The organism is Streptomyces sp. NPDC001750 (assembly GCF_042892615.1).
Classification (GTDB): Bacteria; Actinomycetota; Actinomycetes; order Streptomycetales; family Streptomycetaceae; genus Streptomyces.
On sequence record NZ_JBIAUE010000013.1, the window covers coordinates 87,313 to 104,819 of the forward strand.

The following is a 17,507-nucleotide window of genomic DNA, read 5'->3' on the forward strand; positions in this document are numbered from 1 at the left end:
ATTGACATTGACATTTCAAGATCGCCCGGCGGCGGCGCGGGCCCCCGGGCGAGCCGCCCCCGGACCATCCGGCGGGGCCTCACCTCGGACCGCCCCGGCGGGGCCACGCCCCGGACCTCGTACACGACTTCTCCGGGTGCGCCCGCCCCGAGCAGCGGCCCGCGTGGCCGCTATGGCCGCCCACAGTGGCGTTTACCGAGCAGATCTTCTTAAAGTGGGGCAATGCGCACCGAGGATGTCCTGGCCGCGACCGCGACCGGTCTGTGGCGCTGGGACAGCGGAGCCCGGACCGTGACGCTTGACGCGGAGGCGGCCCGGCTGCTCGGGCTGCCCGCGACGGCCGGTGTCTTCCGCGAGTCGGCGGTACGTTCCCACTTTCATCCGGTCGACTGGAACGAGATACACGGAGTGGTGGGCCTCGCGCTCGCCGAGGGCACCCTCGCCGAGGCCCGGCTGCGGATCGTGGATCCGCAGGGACGGGTGCTGCGCACGGTACGCAGCCGGTCCAAGCCGCTGACGCTCGGGAACGAACCGCTGCCGCCCATGAACGAGTCGGTGCCACCCGGAGGGTCACCCTCGGACCTCACGGATCCCTCGGACCTCACGGATCCCTCAGACCTCACGGATCCCTCGGATCTCGCGGATCCCGTGGACCTCATGGATCCCTCGGACTACATGGATCCCGTGGACCGTACGGATCCCGTGGAGCACACAGGCCCCTCAGGCCCCATGGGTCTCACGGGCCCTGCGGGCCACACAGCCCCCGTGGGCCGCACAGCCCCCGTGATCACCACGGACGCCGTGAGCCCCGCGAACGTCAGAAATCCCACGAAAGAGTCGGTGCCGCCCGAGAAGCCGGGCGGCGCCTCCTTCATCATGGTGGGCACCCTCCAGGAGGTCGCCGAGCGGCAGTCCGGGACCACCAGGACCGGGACCGGCACCACCACCGGGGACTGGCACCGCTCCCGCGAGGCGTTCCTGCTGGACGCGGGCCGCGCGCTGGCCGAGGCCCGGTCCACCGAGGAAGTGCTGCGGGTCGCCGCCTCGCTCTCCATGCCCGGGTTCTCGCCGGACGGCCTGGCCGTCTTCGGAGTCGCGGGCGACCGGTTGACGATCACCGGGCACTACGGGCACAAGAAGGACGACGAGCGTCCCTTCAACGGCATGCCGTTGGACGCCGACTACCCGGCCGCCGAGGTCATACGGACGGGGCGGGCGATCTATCTGCCCTCGCCCGAGGAGTACCGGCGCCGCTACCCGGGCACCTGGCCGCTCGCCAGCACGTTCGGCCGCCGGTCCTGGGCCTTTCTGCCGCTGACAGTGGCGGGGCGGACCATGGGCGCCTGGCTGGCGGCGTTCCGCCAGCCGGTGGCGTTCACGACGGACGAACGGTCGGTGCTGACGACGGTGGCCCGGATGCTGGCCCAGGCGCTGGCCCGCGCCGGGGTCGCCGAGACCGAGCGTGAACTGTCGCTGGGACTGCAACGCTCGATGATGCCGTCCCTCGGCCCCGGGGTCCCCGGGATGACGGTCGCCGCCCGCTACGTCCCGACCGGCGGCGGGCTCCAGGTCGGTGGCGACTGGTACGACATGATCCCGCTCCCCAACGGCCGCATCGCCCTCGTCATCGGTGACGTCCAGGGCCACGACGTGCGCGCCGCTGGGCTGATGGGGCAGTTGCGCATCGCGCTGCGCGCGTACGCCGCCGAGGGCCACCGGCCGGACGCGGTGCTCTCGCGTGCGTCCCGCTTCCTCTCCGGGCTCACCGACGCCTACGAGGACGGGGAGGGGCCCGGCCCCCGCTTCGCGACCTGCCTGTACGCGGAGGCCGACCCGGAGACCGGAACCCTCGACATCGCGCGGGCCGGCCACCCCCACCCCGTGGTGGTGACGGCCGACGGGACCGCGACGATCCGCTTCACCGACGGCGGGCTGCCGCTCGGCATCGAGTCGGACGCGGACTACCCGACGAGCAGGCTCACCCTGGAGCCCGGCGAGACGATCATGCTCTGTACGGACGGGCTGATCGAGACCGGCGGCCACGACATGGCGACGGGCTGGCTCCGGCTGCGGCCGATCCTGGAACAGCAGACGGCCGACCTGGAAAAGCTCGCCGATGCCCTCGTGCAGGCCGTGCACGGACCGACCGCCCACTACACGACGGGCCCGCTGGCGGACCGCCGCGAGGACGACCTCGCCGTACTGCTGCTGCGGCGCGACGGCGAACCGTCGCAGGAGACGACGACGCGCCGGGCCACGCTGACCATCGCACAGGCCGCACCGGAGCGGATCTCGGCGGCCCGGCAGCAGCTGCGGGAGCTGCTGCACGACTGGGCGGATCCGGAGCAGGTCGACGCCGCGGTGCTGATGGTCTCCGAGATGACCACCAACGTCCTCGTCCACACGGACGGGGACGCGCTGCTGATCGTCCGGGCAACCGGGGAATCGGGGGAGCGTCGGCTCCGGGTCGAGGTGGCCGACGGCAGCGACGAACTGCCGCACCGGCGAAGCCCCGGGGAGATGGCCTCCAGCGGACGCGGGCTCCTGCTGCTGGAAATGCTCGCCGACGCGTGGGGCGTGGACCCCAGGGGCGGAGGAAAGCTGATCTGGTTCGAGCTGTACGAACCGGGCGCGAGCGCGGAAGCACGGACACCCGCGGAAGCGGAAACAGGACCGGAGCCAGGAACGGCAGCAGGAACGGGAACGACAAGGGACGCGTGAACGGACGCGTGAACGGCGACCAAAGCCGAAACGGACACGGGAACAGGCACGGGAGCGGATGCCGGCCCGGGCCCCGGGTCGGACGGCTGAACCGGCCCCTCCACTGAGCGCTTCCGTCCCGCCCCTCCCCCTTCTCAGGCCTCGGAGGGGCCGGAGGAACCGGGCGAGGCGCCGGACGGGGAAGGGCCGGACGGGGAGGCGCCGGCCGGACCGGGACGGTCCCCGCGCAGTTCGCCGATGATCCCGAAGGCCGCCGCGCACACCGGCACCGCGAGCAGCATGCCCAGCAGCCCCGCCACCCCGGCGCCCGCGGTGATCGCGATCATGATCGTGGCCGGGTGCATCTGAACCGTACGGCTCTGGATCATCGGTTGCAGGACGTGGCCCTCCAGCACCTGTACGGCGAGCACGACGCCCAGCGCCCACAGCGCGATCACCACCCCCCGGTCGGCGAGCGCCACCAGGATCGCGACCGCGCCGGAGATGAACGCCCCGAGATACGGGATGTACGCGCCGACGAAGACCAGCGCCCCCAGCCCCACGGCGCCGGGTACACGCAGGATCAGCAGACCGACGGTGATGCAGACCGCGTCGATCAGGGCGATGAACGTGGTGCCGCGCATGAAGCCCTGGACCGCCTCGAAGGCCCGCCGCCCCATGGCCTCGACCAGGTCGCCCGTACCGCGCGGGGCGACCGCGTGGGCGAGGCCCGCGGCCCGGTCGGAGTCGCGCAGGAAGAAGAAGGTCAGCAGCAGGGCCAGGACGCTCGTCGCGAGCAGCGAACCGATCAGGCTGATCCCGGACAGGAGCCCGCCCGCGGCGCTCGCACCGAATTTCTCCAGGATCTTCTGCGCGTTGGCGGCGAGTGCGTCCACATCGGTCGTCCCTCTGATCCCGAGGTGGTCGACGAACCACTGCCCGGTGCGTTTGAGCGAACCGAGGATCTGCGGGCCGGTGTCCACGAGCGCGGTGACGACGATGTATCCTGCGCCGCCGACCACCGCGACGAGCAGGGCGCAGGTGAGCCCCGCGGCCACCGAACGGTTCATGCCGCGCGCCGTCAGCCTGCTGTGGACCGGGCCGAGCAGGGCCGTACCGAGCAGGGCGAGCAGTACGGGCGTGACGGCCGTCTTGAAGGCTACGCACAGCCAGATGGCGACCGCCACGACCCCGGTGACGAGGAGGACGACACCGCACCAGGCGGCGGTGCGCCGAGCGCCGTCGGGCAGAAGGGGCTTCTGGGTCTGCACGCTCCCATCCGATCATGTCGTGAATGCAATGTCTCGCCCGTGCCGCCGTACGGGCGACGGGCCGCCACGCCCCGGGCGTCGCGAGCCGGTGAACCTTTCCGGTCGCAGCACTAGGGAATCATGCACGATATCGGGACGAAGGGTCACCCCCCGGAGGGCGGGCAGCCGGGGGGTGACCCGGAGCAGGACGGCTCACATACCGTGGACGGCCGGGATCCGACCGAGCCGGCCGGCCTGGAAGTCCTCGAACGCCTGCTTGAGTTCGGCCTGACTGTTCATCACAAACGGTCCGTAGTGCGCCATCGGCTCACGGATCGGACGGCCGCCGAGCAGCACGACCTCCAGGTCCGGGGTGTTGCCGTCCTGCTTCTCGTCCGCGCGGACGGTCAGCGAGGAACCGGCGCCGAAGACCGCGGTCTGCCCCAGATGGATCGGACGGCGGTCCGCGCCGACGCTGCCGCGCCCGGCCATCACGTACACGAGCGCGTTGAAGTCCTCGCGCCACGGCAGGGTCACCTCGGCACCGGGCCGGATGGTGGCGTGGACCATCGTGATCGGGGTGTGGGTGACGCCGGGGCCATCGTGCCCGTCGAGCTCACCGGCGATGACGCGGAGCAGCGCGCCGCCGTCCGGGGAGGCGAGGAGCTGGACCTGGCCACCGCGGATGTCCTGGTAGCGCGGGTCCATCATCTTGTGGGACCTGGGCAGGTTCACCCAGAGCTGGAGGCCGTGGAAGAGGCCGCCCGACATCACGAGGGACTCCGGCGGCGCCTCGATGTGCAGGAGGCCCGAACCGGCGGTCATCCACTGGGTGTCACCGTTCTGGATGATGCCGCCGCCACCGTTGGAGTCCTGGTGGATGAAGGTGCCGTCGATGATGTAGGTGACGGTCTCGAAGCCGCGGTGCGGGTGCCACGGGGTTCCCTTCGGCTCCCCGGGCTGATACTCCACCTCGCCCATCTGGTCCATCATGATGAACGGATCGAGGTGCTTGTAGTTGATCCCGGCGAACGCGCGGCGAACCGGGAAGCCCTCGCCCTCGTATCCGCTCGGTGCCGTCGTGACGGCGAGCACGGGACGGGCGACGGCGTCGCCGGAAGCGGCGACCTTGGGCAGAGTCAGCGGGTTTTCGACGGTCACTGCGGGCATGGGAGCCACCTCCGGTTTGTCCTGCCTCCAATTTAGTTGAACAATGAACATCACGCAAGGCGCCCGGCATTCCCGTGCCGGAACCCCCGCACGGGAAGCCACGGCGGCAACCCCCGCACCGGAACGACGAGGGGCCCGCACCGCGCCCGGGTGCCGCCGGTTGATCACCGGCGGTGTCCGAACGTGGCACGGGCCCCTGAGAAGGACGGGGGAGAAGCGAGGGCGTCAGCCGTACATGCGACGCATCGCGAAGTCGACCATCTGCTCCACGGCCTTGGCGTCGAAGACCATGCGGTGCTCGCCCTCCATGTCGAGGACGAAGCCGTAGCCGGTCGGCAGCAGGTCGATCACCTCGGCGCCGGTGATCACGAAGTACTTGGACTCCTTGCCCGCGTACCGCCGCAGCTCCTTGAGCGTGGTGAACATCGGGATCACCGGATGCTGCGTGTTGTGCAGCGCGAGGAATCCCGGGTTGTCGCCGCGCGGGCAGTAGACCTTCGACGTGGCGAAGATCTGCTGGAAGTCCTCCGCGGACAGCGAGCCGGTGGTGAAGGCGCGTACCGCGTCCCGGAGGGACGGCGGCGAGGGCTCGGGATACAGCGGCTGCTCGCCGTAGCCGCCGCCCATCTGCTGCTGCGCGCCCGGGTTCTGGTCGTAGCCGTACATGCGGCAAAGAGTAATCGGACACATCGCCCCCTTGAGGGGTTGCATCTTATTACTGACGGGTAGCATCATCGGACGGGTCAGCTGATATGCGCACCGCCAGCTCGTCGCCCACCCGGCCCGCACGCCGCGCCCGGGGCGTCGCGTGCCACTGCTATTGATTACGGAGAGCCTTCCATGGGGCACTACAAGTCGAATCTCCGCGACATCGAGTTCAACCTCTTCGAGGTGCTCGGTCGCGACAAGACGTACGGCACCGGTCCGTTCGCCGAGATGGACGTCGAGACGGCGAAGAGCATCCTCGACGAGATCACCCGCCTCGCGGAGAACGAGCTGGCCGACTCCTTCGCCGATGCCGACCGCACCCCGCCGGTCTTCGACCCGGAGACCAACACCGCGCCGGTCCCGGACACGTTCAAGAAGTCGTACCAGGCCTTCATGGACTCCGAGTACTGGCGCCTGGGCCTGCCCGAGGAGATCGGCGGCACCACCTCGCCGCGCTCCCTGATCTGGGCGTACGCGGAGCTGCTGCTGGGCTCGAACCCGGCCATCTGGATGTACTCCTCCGGCCCGGCGTTCGCCGGGATCCTCTTCGACGAGGGCAACGAGGCGCAGAAGAAGGTCGCACAGATCGCCGTCGAGAAGCAGTGGGGCTCGACGATGGTGCTGACCGAGCCGGACGCCGGTTCGGACGTCGGCGCGGGCCGCACGAAGGCGGTCGAGCAGGAGGACGGCTCCTGGCACATCGAGGGCGTTAAGCGGTTCATCACCTCGGGCGAGCACGACATGTCCGAGAACATCCTCCACTACGTGCTGGCCCGCCCCGAGGGCGCCGGACCCGGCACCAAGGGCCTCTCGCTCTTCCTCGTCCCCAAGTTCCACTTCGACTGGGAGACCGGCGAGCTGGGCGAGCGCAACGGCGCGTACGCGACGAACGTCGAGCACAAGATGGGCCTCAAGGCGTCCAACACCTGCGAGATGACGTTCGGCGACAAGCACCCGGCCAAGGGCTGGCTGATCGGCGACAAGCACGACGGCATCCGCCAGATGTTCCGCATCATCGAGTTCGCCCGCATGATGGTCGGCACGAAGGCCATCGCGACCCTGTCGACCGGATACCTGAACGCGCTGGAGTACGCCAAGGAGCGCGTCCAGGGCAGCGACCTGTCGCAGTTCATGGACAAGACCGCGCCCAAGGTCACCATCACGCACCACCCCGACGTGCGCCGCTCCCTCATGACGCAGAAGGCGTACGCGGAGGGCATGCGCTCCCTCGTCCTGTACACCGCGTCCGTCCAGGACGCGATCCAGGAGAAGGAGGCCGCGGGCGAGGACACCAAGGCGCTGAACGGCCTGAACGACCTGCTGCTCCCGATCGTGAAGGGCTACGGCTCCGAGAAGTCCTACGAGCAGCTGGCGCAGTCGCTCCAGACGTTCGGCGGCTCCGGGTACCTCCAGGAGTACCCGATCGAGCAGTACATCCGTGACTCCAAGATCGACACGCTGTACGAGGGCACGACGGCGATCCAGGGCCAGGACTTCTTCTTCCGGAAGATCGTCCGTGACCAGGGCGCCTCGCTGAACACCCTGTCCGAGGAGATCAAGCAGTTCCTCACCGACGCCCAGGGCGACGAGGAGCTGTCCGGCGCGCTGGACTCGCTCGCCAAGGCGGCCGTGGACCTGGAGGCGATCGTCGGCACGATGATCACCGACCTCACCGCGACCGGCGAGGACGTCAAGAACATCTACAAGGTGGGCCTGAACACCACCCGCCTGCTGATGGCCTCCGGCGATGTCGTGGTCGGCTACCTGCTGCTCAAGGGCGCGCACGTCGCGTCCCAGAAGCTGGCCACCGCCTCCGCGAAGGACGTCGCCTTCTACCAGGGCAAGATCGCCGCCGCGAAGTTCTTCGCCGCGAACGTCCTGCCGGGCGTCTCCACCGAGCGGGCGCTCGCCGAGTCCGTCGACAACTCGCTGATGGAGCTGGACGAGGCCGCGTTCTAGTGCCGCGGCAGGCAACGTTTGCCCGTCAAGGAGCGCGTCCGGTACGTGCTCTCGGTGTGCCGGCCGAAAGCCCTCGGATGGGGTCTCCCCTGCTCGAACGAAGTCGAGAGCTTGGGGAAGGGCTACGTGGGCTTTCGGCCAACGCCGAAGGGGGTCCCCCCTGGCCCTTGAGGCCTTGGGGGAGTGCGTGCCGGACGGTGCGACGGGGCAAACGTTGCCGGGAGCGGCACTAGGCCTCTCCCGCCCGGGATCGTCGACCGGCACCGCCACCCGTACGCACTTTCGGGTGGCGGTGCCTTCGTACGGGCTGGGCACGCTGCGGGCACGGCCGAGAATCCCGTTCATGGGAGGAACCACGACCACCGAGGCACTGCCCGAAGCGTCGTGATCGCGGCGCTTCGGGGACGGCGCGCCGCCGTCCCGTACGGCGACGCGTGCCGACTGCGGGACGACGGGGAAACGTTCCGGCCCGGCCTCGTTACAGTGAAGAACATGAGTTCCTCCCTCCGCTTCGACCGCGGGCACACCGACGACCTGATGGCCTTCCTGATGGCCTCCCCCTCCCCGTACCACGCGGTGGCCACCGCGGCGGCGCGGCTGGAGAAGGCCGGGTTCCGGCAGGTCGAGGAGACCGCGGCCTGGGACGGCACTCACGGAGGGAAGTACGTCCTGCGCGGCGGCGCGATCGTGGCCTGGTACGTGCCGGAGGGCGTCGAGGCGCACACCCCGTACCGGATCGTCGGTGCGCACACCGACTCGCCGAACCTGCGGGTCAAGCCGCTGCCCGACACCGGGGCGCACGGCTGGCGCCAGGTCGCCGTGGAGATCTACGGCGGGACGCTCCTCAACACCTGGCTGGACCGCGATCTCGGGCTCGCCGGGCGGATCTCGCTGCGCGGGGGAACGCACCGGCTGGTGAACATCGACCGGCCGCTCCTGCGCGTGCCGCAGCTGGCCGTGCACCTGGACCGCTCGGCCAACCCGGACGGTCTGAAGCTCGACCGGCAGAAGCACATGCAGCCGATCTGGGGTCTCGGGGACGTCGAGGAGGGCGACCTGATCCGGTTCGTCGCCGAGGAGGCCGGAGTCGACGCCGATGACGTCATCGGCTGGGACCTGATGCCGCACCCCGTCGAGCCGCCCGCCTACCTGGGCCGGGACCGCGAGCTGCTGGCCGGCCCGCGGATGGACAACCTGCTCTCCGTGCACGCGGCGACCGCAGCGCTCGCCGCCGTCGCCGGGCAGCCGGACGCCGAGCTCCCGTACATCCCGGTCATGGCGGCCTTCGACCACGAGGAGAACGGCTCCCAGTCGGACACCGGCGCCGACGGGCCGCTGCTGGGCACGGTGCTGGAGCGCTCGGTGTTCGCGCGCGGCGGTTCGTACGAGGACCGCGCACGGGCGTTCGCCGGTACCGTCTGCCTCTCCTCCGACACCGGCCACGCCATCCACCCCAACTACGCCGAGCGCCACGACCCGACCCACCACCCGGTGGTCAACGGCGGGCCGATCCTCAAGGTCAACGTCAACATGCGGTACGCGACCGACGGCGGCGGCCGGGCCGTGTTCGCGGAGGCGTGCCGGAAGGCGGGCGTGCCGTGGCAGACGTTCGTCTCCAACAACTCGATGCCGTGCGGCACCACCATCGGGCCGATCACCGCCGCCCGGCACGGCATCCAGACCGTGGACATCGGCGTCCCCATCCTGTCGATGCACAGCGCCCGCGAACTGTGCGGCGCGGACGACCCGTACCTGCTGGCCAACGCGCTGTCGGCGTTCCTGACGGGCTGATCCGCCGGGCCGGGCCACCGGGCTGCCCCATCGGGACGGCCCTTGGCCACCAGGCCGATCCGCCGGGTCGATCAGCCGGGAAGGAACTCCTCGGGCCGACGGCCCCGCGGTCGACCGGGAATCGCCGCTCTCGGCTCCCCGACACCCCCGATATCCTGGGGCTATGCCGTGCCCCCGCCGGGGCGCATCCCGCCCGGAAGGGGAGCCGCACGTGGAGTTCCGGCTGCTCGGCACCGTCTCCGTAGAAACGCTCACCGGACCGCTGCCGCTCGGACCCGCGAAACGCCGCAGCCTGCTCGCCGCGCTGTTGCTGTCCGCCAACACCCCCGTGTCCATGGCCCGGTTGACGGACTCGCTGTGGGACGAAGCCCCGCCGCTGCACGCCCGCGGCGTCATCCAAGGACACGTGTCCCGGCTGCGTGCCCTCCTGGTCGGCGCGGACGCCGGGGCATACGGGGTGGAGCTGGTCACCCTCGGCGACGCGTACCTGCTCCGGCTGCCGGAGTCCCTGCTGGACACGCACCGGTTCGAGGAACTCCTGCTGCTGGCACGGGAACAGCGTGATCCCGCGGACTCCGTGCTGATGCTCAAGGAGGCCCTGTCCCTGTGGCAGGGCCCGGCGCTCACCGGGGTGTTCGCCGCCCCGCCGCTCCAGGCCGCCGCCCACTCCCTGGAGGAGTCACGGCTGGCGACTGTTGAGCAACTCGCCTACGCCTACGGGGCGTTGGGCGAGCACAGCCGGGCCGCGGCGGTGCTGCGAACGGAGGCTGCCGCGCATCCGATGCGGGAGTCGCTGGCCGCCGCCCTGATGACGGCGCTGTACCGGGCGGGGCGCCAGTCCGAGGCGCTGGACTGGTTCCACCGCACCCGGCGGCTGCTCGCCGAGGAGTTGGGCATCGACCCGGGACACGAACTCGCCGACGCGTACGCCCTGATCCTGCGCGGCGACCCCGGCCCGGAGCGCGCCGCCGAGCCGGACCGTACGGCCGGAGGAGCGGACGGGACCGACCGTGCGGCCGGAACGGACCGCACGGACGGAGCGCACCACGCACCGGTCCACTCGGTCCAGACGGACCGTGCGGACGGACCGGGTCTCGCGGGCCGCGCAGCCGTCCTGTCGCCTCCCCATGCCCCCACCGCCCCGGCTCTGGCTCCCTCGGCCGGCGAACCGCGCCCCGCCGATCTGCTCCCCCGCGCGCCCCGCGGCTTCCAGGGACGGGCCGCCGAGCTGGCCGCGCTCGGCCGGGCCGCGGCGGGCGAGGCACCCGTCTGCCTGGTCACCGGACCGGCGGGGGTGGGGAAGACCGCGCTGGCCCTCCACTGGGCGCACCGCAACGCCGCAGCCTTCCCGGACGGGCGGCTCTTCGCCGATCTGCGCGGGTTCAGCGACACCGGTGAACCCGCGGCCGTGGAGGTCCTGCGCGAGTTCCTGCTGGCGCTGGGCGTCGCACCGCGTCGCGTCCCGGAGTCCGTGACCGCGGCGGCCGCGCTGTTCCGGTCGCTGACCGACCGGCGCCGACTGCTCGTCGTCCTCGACAACACCCGCGACTCCGCCTCCGTCCGGCCGCTGCTGCCCGGCGGCGCCGACTGCGTCACGCTGGTCACCAGCCGCAACCGGCTGGAGGGCCTCATCGCCTCGGACGCGGCCCGCCCCGTGCCGGTCGATGTCCTCGAACCCCAGGACGGCACCGCCCTGCTGGCCGGAGTGCTCGGCGAGGAACGGGTCCTCGCCGAACCCGTGGCGGCCCGACGGCTCGCCGAACTGTGCGGGGGCCTGCCCCTGGCCCTGCGGGTCACCGCGGCCCGGCTGGCCGGGCGCCCCCACTGGACGCTGGCGGGCCTGGCCGACGAACTGGCCGACGAGCGCAGCCGGCTGACGTACCTCGATGTCGACGACACCGGTGTCCCGGCCGCGCTGCGGCTGACCGTGCAGCAGCTGTCGCCGGACGCCGTCCACCAGTTCACCCGGCTCGGGCACCACCCCGGCAGCCACTTCGACCCGTACACGGCCGCCGCGCTCGCCGGTACGGACCCGGTCACCGCCGCGGCGGCACTGGAACGGCTCGCCACCGCCCATCTCGTCACCGAGACGGCTCCCGGGCACTGGATTCTGCACGACCTGGTGCGCCTCTACGCCCGCGGCCTGGACCCGGCTTCCGCGGACGAGGCGCTCCGCGATGTCCTCGACCACTACATCGCCACCGCACTCGCCGCCGCCGACACGGCCGAACCCGGCGGTGAGCCCTGCTTCGTCGTGCCGGAGGACTTCCGCGCGCCCGCCGCGGTCCGGGACTTCGCCGACCGGGCGACGGCCATGCGCTGGCTGGCCGCCGAACGCGACGATCTCGCCCTCGCCGCCGTGGCGGCCCGGACCGCGGGACTCCACGACCGGGCCTGGCGGATCATCCTCCTCCAGTGGCCGCAGGTCGTGTGGCGGGTACGGGACAACTGGTCGCCGCTGCTGGAGCTGGCCCTCGGCTCCGCCCGCGCCGAGAAGGACCCGTACGCCGAGTCGCGGGTGCTCAACCTGCTGGGCTGGGTGCTCACCGAGGAGGGCAGGACCGCGGAGGCCATCGCCCTGCTGGAACGCTCGCCCGGTCTCGCCCGGCAGGCCGGTGACCGGCTCGGCGAGGCAACCGCGCTGGTCAACCTGGCCGTCGTCCAGGCCGAGGACGGCGGGCTCGACGCGGCGTTGGAGGACTGCGCCCGCGCCGTCGACCTGGCCCGCGAGGAGGGCGACGCGCACACGGAGATGCTCGCCCTGCAGCATCTCGCCCGGATGCAGCTCACCGCGAACCGGCCGCAGGACGCCCTCGACTCCGCTCGCGCGGCCCTCGACCTCGGGCCCGAACAGGAGGAGGAGGCCCGCCGGGTACTGCTGCTGACCGTCGGCGGAGAGGCCCGGCTGGCGCTCGGCGACGAGGAGGAGGGCATCCGGATGCTGGACCTGGCGGCAGCGGAGGCGGAACGCGCCGGGTACGACCAGGGGGCGGTCCGGGCCCTCGAAGCACTGCTGCGGGTCACCGCACGCGCGGAGTACCGCAGACGGTACGAAGAGGCGGTCAGGCGGCTCGCCGTCGGCGACGACTGAGCCCGCGCCGCGTGCGTTCCCACCGTTCGAGCGGGCGGGCGCGGCGGCGAGGAGACCCACGCAGGCACCCACCAGGACAGCTGCACAGGCAACCGCGGGGGACAGCCGCGCAGGCAACCGCGGGGGACAGCCGCGCAGGCAACCGCGAGGCCGCCCGCGCAGGCACCTGTGGAGAGGTGCCCCCGAGGAGCCCTGCGGGAGCGCCCGCGCGAGCCCCTGCGAAGACGTCCGCTCAAGCCCTGACAAAGACGCCCGCGCAGCACGGCAGGGAACGTCAGCGGGACGTCAGCGGGACAACAGCGGAACATGAGCGACGGGCCCCAGACTCATGGATGTCAGCAGGTCAGAGGCGTCCGCCGGATGACCGGGGCCGAGGCGTCCGCCTCCCATCGCACTCATCACACTCGTCACACTCGGGGGAAAAGAAACCATGAGTACCTTCCGCAGCCGCTCCGCCGTCCTCGCCGCCGCGACCACCGCCGTGCTCGCCCTGGCCCTCACCGCCTGCGGCGGCAACGACGACACCGGCACGAAGTCCGCCGGCCCGGCGAACGACGCCGCAGCGGCTGCCGCCTCGGCGGACTCCTCCCAGTCAGCGACCGACGGGACGACCACGACCACCGCGAAGTCCGGCGGGGCCGCGCAGAACACCGGGACCACGAAGACGGGCGCCTCGAAGACCGGCACGTCCAACGGCGGCGCCAAGACGGGGGGCGGCAACACCAGCGACAGCTACGCCTACGCGCACCCGTGCAAGAGCGGGGACCTGTCGGTGCGCGTGTACCCCCGTCAGGGCTCGGCCACCCAGCACGTGATCGAGGTCAACAACGTCGGCGCGAACTCCTGCGGCCTGAGCTACTTCCCGCAGGTCAGCCTGGGCGCCGCGAAGGCCTCGGACCACAGCGGGGACGTGCAGCCGAAGGTTCCCGGGGGCCTGGGCGGCGCACCGGCCTACCCGGTCAAGCCGAAGACGGCCGCCATCGCGGTGATCGACCTCAACCCGAAGGGCGGCGACGGCATGACCTGGATCAACGAGATGAACGTGCTCGCCGACGGCGACCACATGCCCAACGCGGACACGCAGAACTTCGACCTCGGCCCCGATGTGAAGGTGCTCGACCCGAAGCTCGGCCTGTACCGGAGCACGGTCGCCGACGCGGTGAGCTCCATGAAGCAGGCGGGCACCTCCTGACCCACTGAGCCGGGCCGTACGACGAGCCCCGCGGGACGCGCGGCCCCGCCTCGCCGTGTGGACACCGCACCCGGACGCGGAAGGCCCTCCGCGTCCGGGGCTCCGTCGCGCCGTCAGGCCCGCTCCTGCTCCTGCTCGTCCAGCCCTGCCAGCACCAGCGGCAGTCGGGGCGTTCCCCCCGTACTCACGCGGACGGGGACGCCCCAGTCCTGTTGGTGGACGTGACAGGCCGGGTACTCGTTCGACGGGTCGTCGTCGCAGGAGGCGGCCATCGCGGAGACGTGCAGCACCCCCTCGGTGAACCCGTCGGCCAGGACCAGGTCGCGGAAGAGGTCGCTGCCGGCACCGGCCCCCTCCGCCAGGAGTTCCGGCGGGGTCGCGGAGACCAGCAGCCGCGTCGACGGGCCGTACCGGGTGTCCAGCTTCTGCCCGGCGGGCGCCCGGAAGACCACGTCGAGCCGGAGCGTGCCGGGAGCGATCTCGGTGGCGGCGCGTTGCGTGCGGTGCGCCCGGTCGACGACGCGGACGGCCTCCTCGGGCAGTCGCAGCCGGGTCAGCCGGTGCCGGGCGGACTCGACGACCACGAGGTCGCCGTCGACCAGCACGGAGTCGCTGGGCTCGCGCAGATCCGTGGCCAGGGTGGTGACCTCGCCGCTCGCGGGGTCGTAGCGCCGCAGCGCGTGGTTGTACGTGTCGCAGACGGTGACGGACCCGTCGGGCAGGGCGGTCACCCCCAGCGGATGCTGGAACAGCGCCTGGTCCGCGGCGCCGTCGCGGTGCCCGAAGTCGAAGAGGCCGGTGCCGACAGCCGTACGGACGGCGAAGCCGGTGCCGTCGCGCTCGACGTACCGGAGCGCCGACGTCTCCGAGTCCGCGACCCACAGCCGTTCCCCGTCCGCCGACACGGCGAGCCCCGAGGGCTGGGCGAACCACGCCTCCTCGGCCGGCCCGTCGACCAGGCCCTCGTTGGTCGTGCCCGCGGCGACCCGCACGGTCTCCGTCGCGGGGTCGTAGGTCCACAGCTGGTGGACCCCCGCCATGGCGATCCACAGCCGGTCCGCGAACCAGGCGACGTCCCAGGGCGAGGAGAGGTCGACCTCGCGGGCCGGACCGGACGTCGGCGACCCCTGCCACCACTGGCGGCCGGTACCGGCGAGGGTCGTCACCGTTCCCGTGGTGCGGTCCAGGGCCCGGACGGCGTGATTCACCGTGTCCGCGACCGCGATCCGGCCGTCGGGCAGCACGGCGAGTCCCTGCGGTTCGGAGAACCGGGCGTCGTCCGCCGCGCCGTCGGCATACCCCCGGTCGCCGGTGCCGACGTGGCGGCGCACCGTCTCGCCGTCTGCTTCGAGCTCGACCAGGCGGTGGCGGGTGGCGTCGGAGACGAGGAAGCCCCCGTCGGGCAGGAGCAGTGCCTTGCCGGGAAACCGCAGATGCGTGGCGACCGGCTCGGGCGGCACGTAGGGGCCGTCGCCGCGCCGCAGCGTGCCCTTCGCCGCGTGCTCGGTCTCCAGCTCCTCGACCAGCTTCTCGATGGCATGGGCGTGGCCCTCGCCCGCGTGCTGCGCGACGACATAGCCCTCGGGGTCGATGACGACCAGGGTGGGCCAGGCCCGTACGGCGTACTGCTTCCAGGTCGCCAGCTCCGGATCGTCGAGGACCGGGTGCCGGACCTCGTACCGCTCGACCGCGTCGACGACCGCCTCGTGCTCGGCCTCGTGGACGAACTTCGGTGAGTGGACCCCGATGATCACGACGGTGTCGCGGTGCTTCTCCTCCAGCTCGCGCAGCTCGTCGAGGACGTGCAGACAGTTCACACAGCAGAAGGTCCAGAAGTCCAGGACGACGATGCGTCCGCGCAGGTCGGCGAGGGTGTACTGCCGGTCTCCCGTATTGAGCCAGCCGCCCTTGCCGATCAGTTCGGGGGCCCTGACGCGCGCACGTGTTGCCATGTCGACAGTCAACAGCACCGCGAACCGCACGCATTCCGGAGGGTGCGCGCGGGCCGGAAGGTACGTGTGGGCCGGAAAGGGTCCACATGTTCCGGAAGCGGGGTCCGCGCGTTCCCGGGGTCCGCGTGTTCCGGAGAGTCATGGGGGAACCTGTGGGCCATGAGATTCCAGGTGCGGGAACGCCTCTTCGGCATCGGTGACGACTACTGGATCGAGGACACCGACGGCCGCAAGGTCTTCCTCGTCGACGGCAAGGCCATGCGGCTGCGGGACACCTTCGAGCTGAAGGACACCGAGGGCCATGTACTGGTCGAAATCCGTAAGAAGCTGTTCAGCCTCCGCGACACGATGCTCATCGAGCGCGGCGGCGAACAGCTCGCCACGATCAGGCGCAAGCGGCTGTCACTGCTGCGCAACCACTACCGGGTCACGCTGGTCGACGGGACCGAGCTGGACGTCAGCGGCAGGATCCTCGACCGCGAATTCGCCGTCGAGTACGACGGGGAGCTGCTGGCCCAGATCTCCCGCCGCCGGCTGACCGTCCGCGACACCTACGGCATCGACATCGTGCGGGAGGACGCCGACGCGGCACTGCTCATCGCCGTGTCGGTGTGCGTCATCGTGCTCGCGGAGAAGGAGCACGAGGGCTGACCCGGCCCCGCTCGATCAGGACCGACCCGCCCCGCCCCAGCTCGGGTGGGCCCGGGTGCCCACGGGCCGACCCGGGGGCACCCGGACCGGGCCGGTGACTATGCGCGGGCCGGAGGCGGGATCAGTCCGAGCCGACGGTCCTTGAGCGCGGGAAACTGTGCGCGGGTCGTCGCCACCTTCTCCGGGTCGAACTCCACGCTCAGCACCTCCTCCTCCGCGCCCGCCTCGGCGAGCGTCTCGCCCCAGGGGTCGACGACGATGCTGTGGCCGGCCTGCGGGACCCCGCCGTGGGTACCGGCGGTGGCGACGGCCAGGACGTATGCCTGGTTCTCGACGGCGCGGGCGCGGGCCAGCAGCGTCCAGTGCGAGCGGCGCCGCTCGGGCCAGCCCGCGGCGACGACCAGGGTCTCGGCGCCCGCGTCCACCAGCCCCCGGAACAGCTCCGGGAAGCGCAGGTCGTAACAGGTGGCGAGGCCCAGCGTGGTCTGCGGCAGGTCCACCGTGACCAGTTCCTCGCCCGCGCCCATCATGACCGCCTCGCCCTGGTCGAAGCCGAAGCGGTGGATCTTGCGGTACGCGGCGGCCCGCTCGCCCTCGGGCGTGAAGACGAGCGCGGTGTTGTAGAGCGTGCCGTCGGGCGCGCGCTCGACGAAGGAGCCCGCGTGCAGCCAGACCCCGGCGTCCGCCGCGGCCTTCGCCATGATGGTGTGAGTGGGCCCCTGGAGCGGTTCGGCCTCGTCCCGGAAGGAGTCGTAGGCGAAGGCGCCGACCGGCCAGAGCTCGGGCAGGACCACCAGATCCGCGCCGCGCTGGTCGGAGACCAGCGATGCCGCACGCTGCCTGCGGGAATCGACGGATTCGTCCGGGTCTACTGCGATCTGGATGAGGGAGGCGCGCACACTACCACCGTCCTGGCATTCGAGCCGTCAACACGGGCCTACGATCGTCACACGAAAGCACTGCCGGGGTGCCTGCTCGCAGCGTAACTTAGCGATCGAACCTCCCACGCAGTCCGCCGCCCGCGCCCAGCACTCCAGCCCATG

At 71.7% G+C, this 17,507-nt stretch carries 11 protein-coding genes; 6 read left to right on the forward strand and 5 right to left on the reverse strand.

The window, feature by feature from the left end:
• Nucleotides 1-222 precede the first annotated feature (222 nt).
• Nucleotides 223-2,721, forward strand: a complete 2,499-nt coding sequence (locus ACFYY6_RS20930; protein ID WP_389194569.1) for a SpoIIE family protein phosphatase — start codon at nucleotides 223-225, stop codon at nucleotides 2,719-2,721.
• 134 nt (nucleotides 2,722-2,855) lie between these two features.
• On the opposite strand, the gene ACFYY6_RS20935 is transcribed toward ACFYY6_RS20930, so the two are convergent.
• The 3 genes from ACFYY6_RS20935 to ACFYY6_RS20945 all read right to left on the reverse strand — a co-directional run bounded on the left by ACFYY6_RS20935 (nucleotide 2,856) and on the right by ACFYY6_RS20945 (nucleotide 5,786).
• Nucleotides 2,856-3,971: an AI-2E family transporter gene (locus tag ACFYY6_RS20935; protein ID WP_351517607.1), complete on the reverse strand. Its 1,116-nt coding sequence runs from the start codon at nucleotides 3,969-3,971 to the stop codon at nucleotides 2,856-2,858.
• A 192-nt stretch (nucleotides 3,972-4,163) separates the two neighbouring features.
• The gene (locus ACFYY6_RS20940) at nucleotides 4,164-5,120 is read right to left on the reverse strand and encodes a pirin family protein (protein WP_389194572.1); all 957 of its coding nucleotides are present in this window, start codon (nucleotides 5,118-5,120) and stop codon (nucleotides 4,164-4,166) included.
• A 225-nt stretch (nucleotides 5,121-5,345) separates the two neighbouring features.
• On the reverse strand, nucleotides 5,346-5,786 hold the full coding sequence (locus ACFYY6_RS20945; RefSeq protein WP_073790626.1) for an SseB family protein: 441 nt from the start codon (nucleotides 5,784-5,786) through the stop codon (nucleotides 5,346-5,348).
• A gap of 174 nt (nucleotides 5,787-5,960) precedes the next feature.
• On the opposite strand from ACFYY6_RS20945, the gene ACFYY6_RS20950 reads away from it, so the two are divergent.
• The 4 genes from ACFYY6_RS20950 (at nucleotide 5,961) to ACFYY6_RS20965 (ending at nucleotide 13,861) form a co-directional block, all read left to right on the forward strand.
• The gene (locus ACFYY6_RS20950; RefSeq protein ID WP_351517604.1) at nucleotides 5,961-7,787 is read left to right on the forward strand and encodes an acyl-CoA dehydrogenase; all 1,827 of its coding nucleotides are present in this window, start codon (nucleotides 5,961-5,963) and stop codon (nucleotides 7,785-7,787) included.
• A 492-nt stretch (nucleotides 7,788-8,279) separates the two neighbouring features.
• Nucleotides 8,280-9,578 carry a M18 family aminopeptidase gene (locus ACFYY6_RS20955; protein WP_351524242.1) on the forward strand — a complete coding sequence of 433 codons (1,299 nt, stop codon included), beginning with the start codon at nucleotides 8,280-8,282 and terminating at the stop codon, nucleotides 9,576-9,578.
• 211 nt (nucleotides 9,579-9,789) lie between these two features.
• Nucleotides 9,790-12,669, forward strand: coding sequence for a BTAD domain-containing putative transcriptional regulator (locus ACFYY6_RS20960; RefSeq protein WP_351524243.1), 2,880 nt, complete (start codon nucleotides 9,790-9,792; stop codon nucleotides 12,667-12,669).
• Nucleotides 12,670-13,099: 430 nt separating this feature from the next.
• Nucleotides 13,100-13,861: a DUF4232 domain-containing protein gene (locus ACFYY6_RS20965; protein ID WP_389194575.1), complete on the forward strand. Its 762-nt coding sequence runs from the start codon at nucleotides 13,100-13,102 to the stop codon at nucleotides 13,859-13,861.
• 113 nt (nucleotides 13,862-13,974) lie between these two features.
• Here the strand turns inward: ACFYY6_RS20965 and ACFYY6_RS20970 are convergent, their stop codons facing one another.
• Entirely contained in the window at nucleotides 13,975-15,813 is a 1,839-nt protein-coding gene (locus ACFYY6_RS20970) for an NHL domain-containing thioredoxin family protein (protein ID WP_389194578.1), read from the reverse strand.
• Nucleotides 15,814-15,972: 159 nt separating this feature from the next.
• On the opposite strand from ACFYY6_RS20970, the gene ACFYY6_RS20975 reads away from it, so the two are divergent.
• Nucleotides 15,973-16,464, forward strand: a complete 492-nt coding sequence (locus ACFYY6_RS20975) for an LURP-one-related/scramblase family protein (RefSeq protein ID WP_389194581.1) — start codon at nucleotides 15,973-15,975, stop codon at nucleotides 16,462-16,464.
• A gap of 98 nt (nucleotides 16,465-16,562) precedes the next feature.
• On the opposite strand, the gene ACFYY6_RS20980 is transcribed toward ACFYY6_RS20975, so the two are convergent.
• On the reverse strand, nucleotides 16,563-17,363 hold the full coding sequence (locus tag ACFYY6_RS20980) for a carbon-nitrogen family hydrolase (protein WP_351524247.1): 801 nt from the start codon (nucleotides 17,361-17,363) through the stop codon (nucleotides 16,563-16,565).
• Between the last annotated feature and the right edge of the window lie 144 nt (nucleotides 17,364-17,507).

What these genes read in the sequence shown, in the direction of transcription:
- ACFYY6_RS20975 (WP_389194581.1), top strand. Translation starts at nt 15,973, where the DNA reads ATGAGATTCCAGGTGCGGGAACGCCTCTTCGGCATCGGTGACGACTAC.
- ACFYY6_RS20950 (WP_351517604.1), top strand. Translation starts at nt 5,961, where the DNA reads ATGGGGCACTACAAGTCGAATCTCCGCGACATCGAGTTCAACCTCTTC.
- ACFYY6_RS20955 (WP_351524242.1), top strand. Translation starts at nt 8,280, where the DNA reads ATGAGTTCCTCCCTCCGCTTCGACCGCGGGCACACCGACGACCTGATG.
- ACFYY6_RS20930 (WP_389194569.1), top strand. Translation starts at nt 223, where the DNA reads ATGCGCACCGAGGATGTCCTGGCCGCGACCGCGACCGGTCTGTGGCGC.
- ACFYY6_RS20945 (WP_073790626.1), bottom strand. Translation starts at nt 5,786, where the DNA reads ATGTACGGCTACGACCAGAACCCGGGCGCGCAGCAGCAGATGGGCGGC.
- ACFYY6_RS20965 (WP_389194575.1), top strand. Translation starts at nt 13,100, where the DNA reads ATGAGTACCTTCCGCAGCCGCTCCGCCGTCCTCGCCGCCGCGACCACC.
- ACFYY6_RS20940 (WP_389194572.1), bottom strand. Translation starts at nt 5,120, where the DNA reads ATGCCCGCAGTGACCGTCGAAAACCCGCTGACTCTGCCCAAGGTCGCC.
- ACFYY6_RS20970 (WP_389194578.1), bottom strand. Translation starts at nt 15,813, where the DNA reads ATGGCAACACGTGCGCGCGTCAGGGCCCCCGAACTGATCGGCAAGGGC.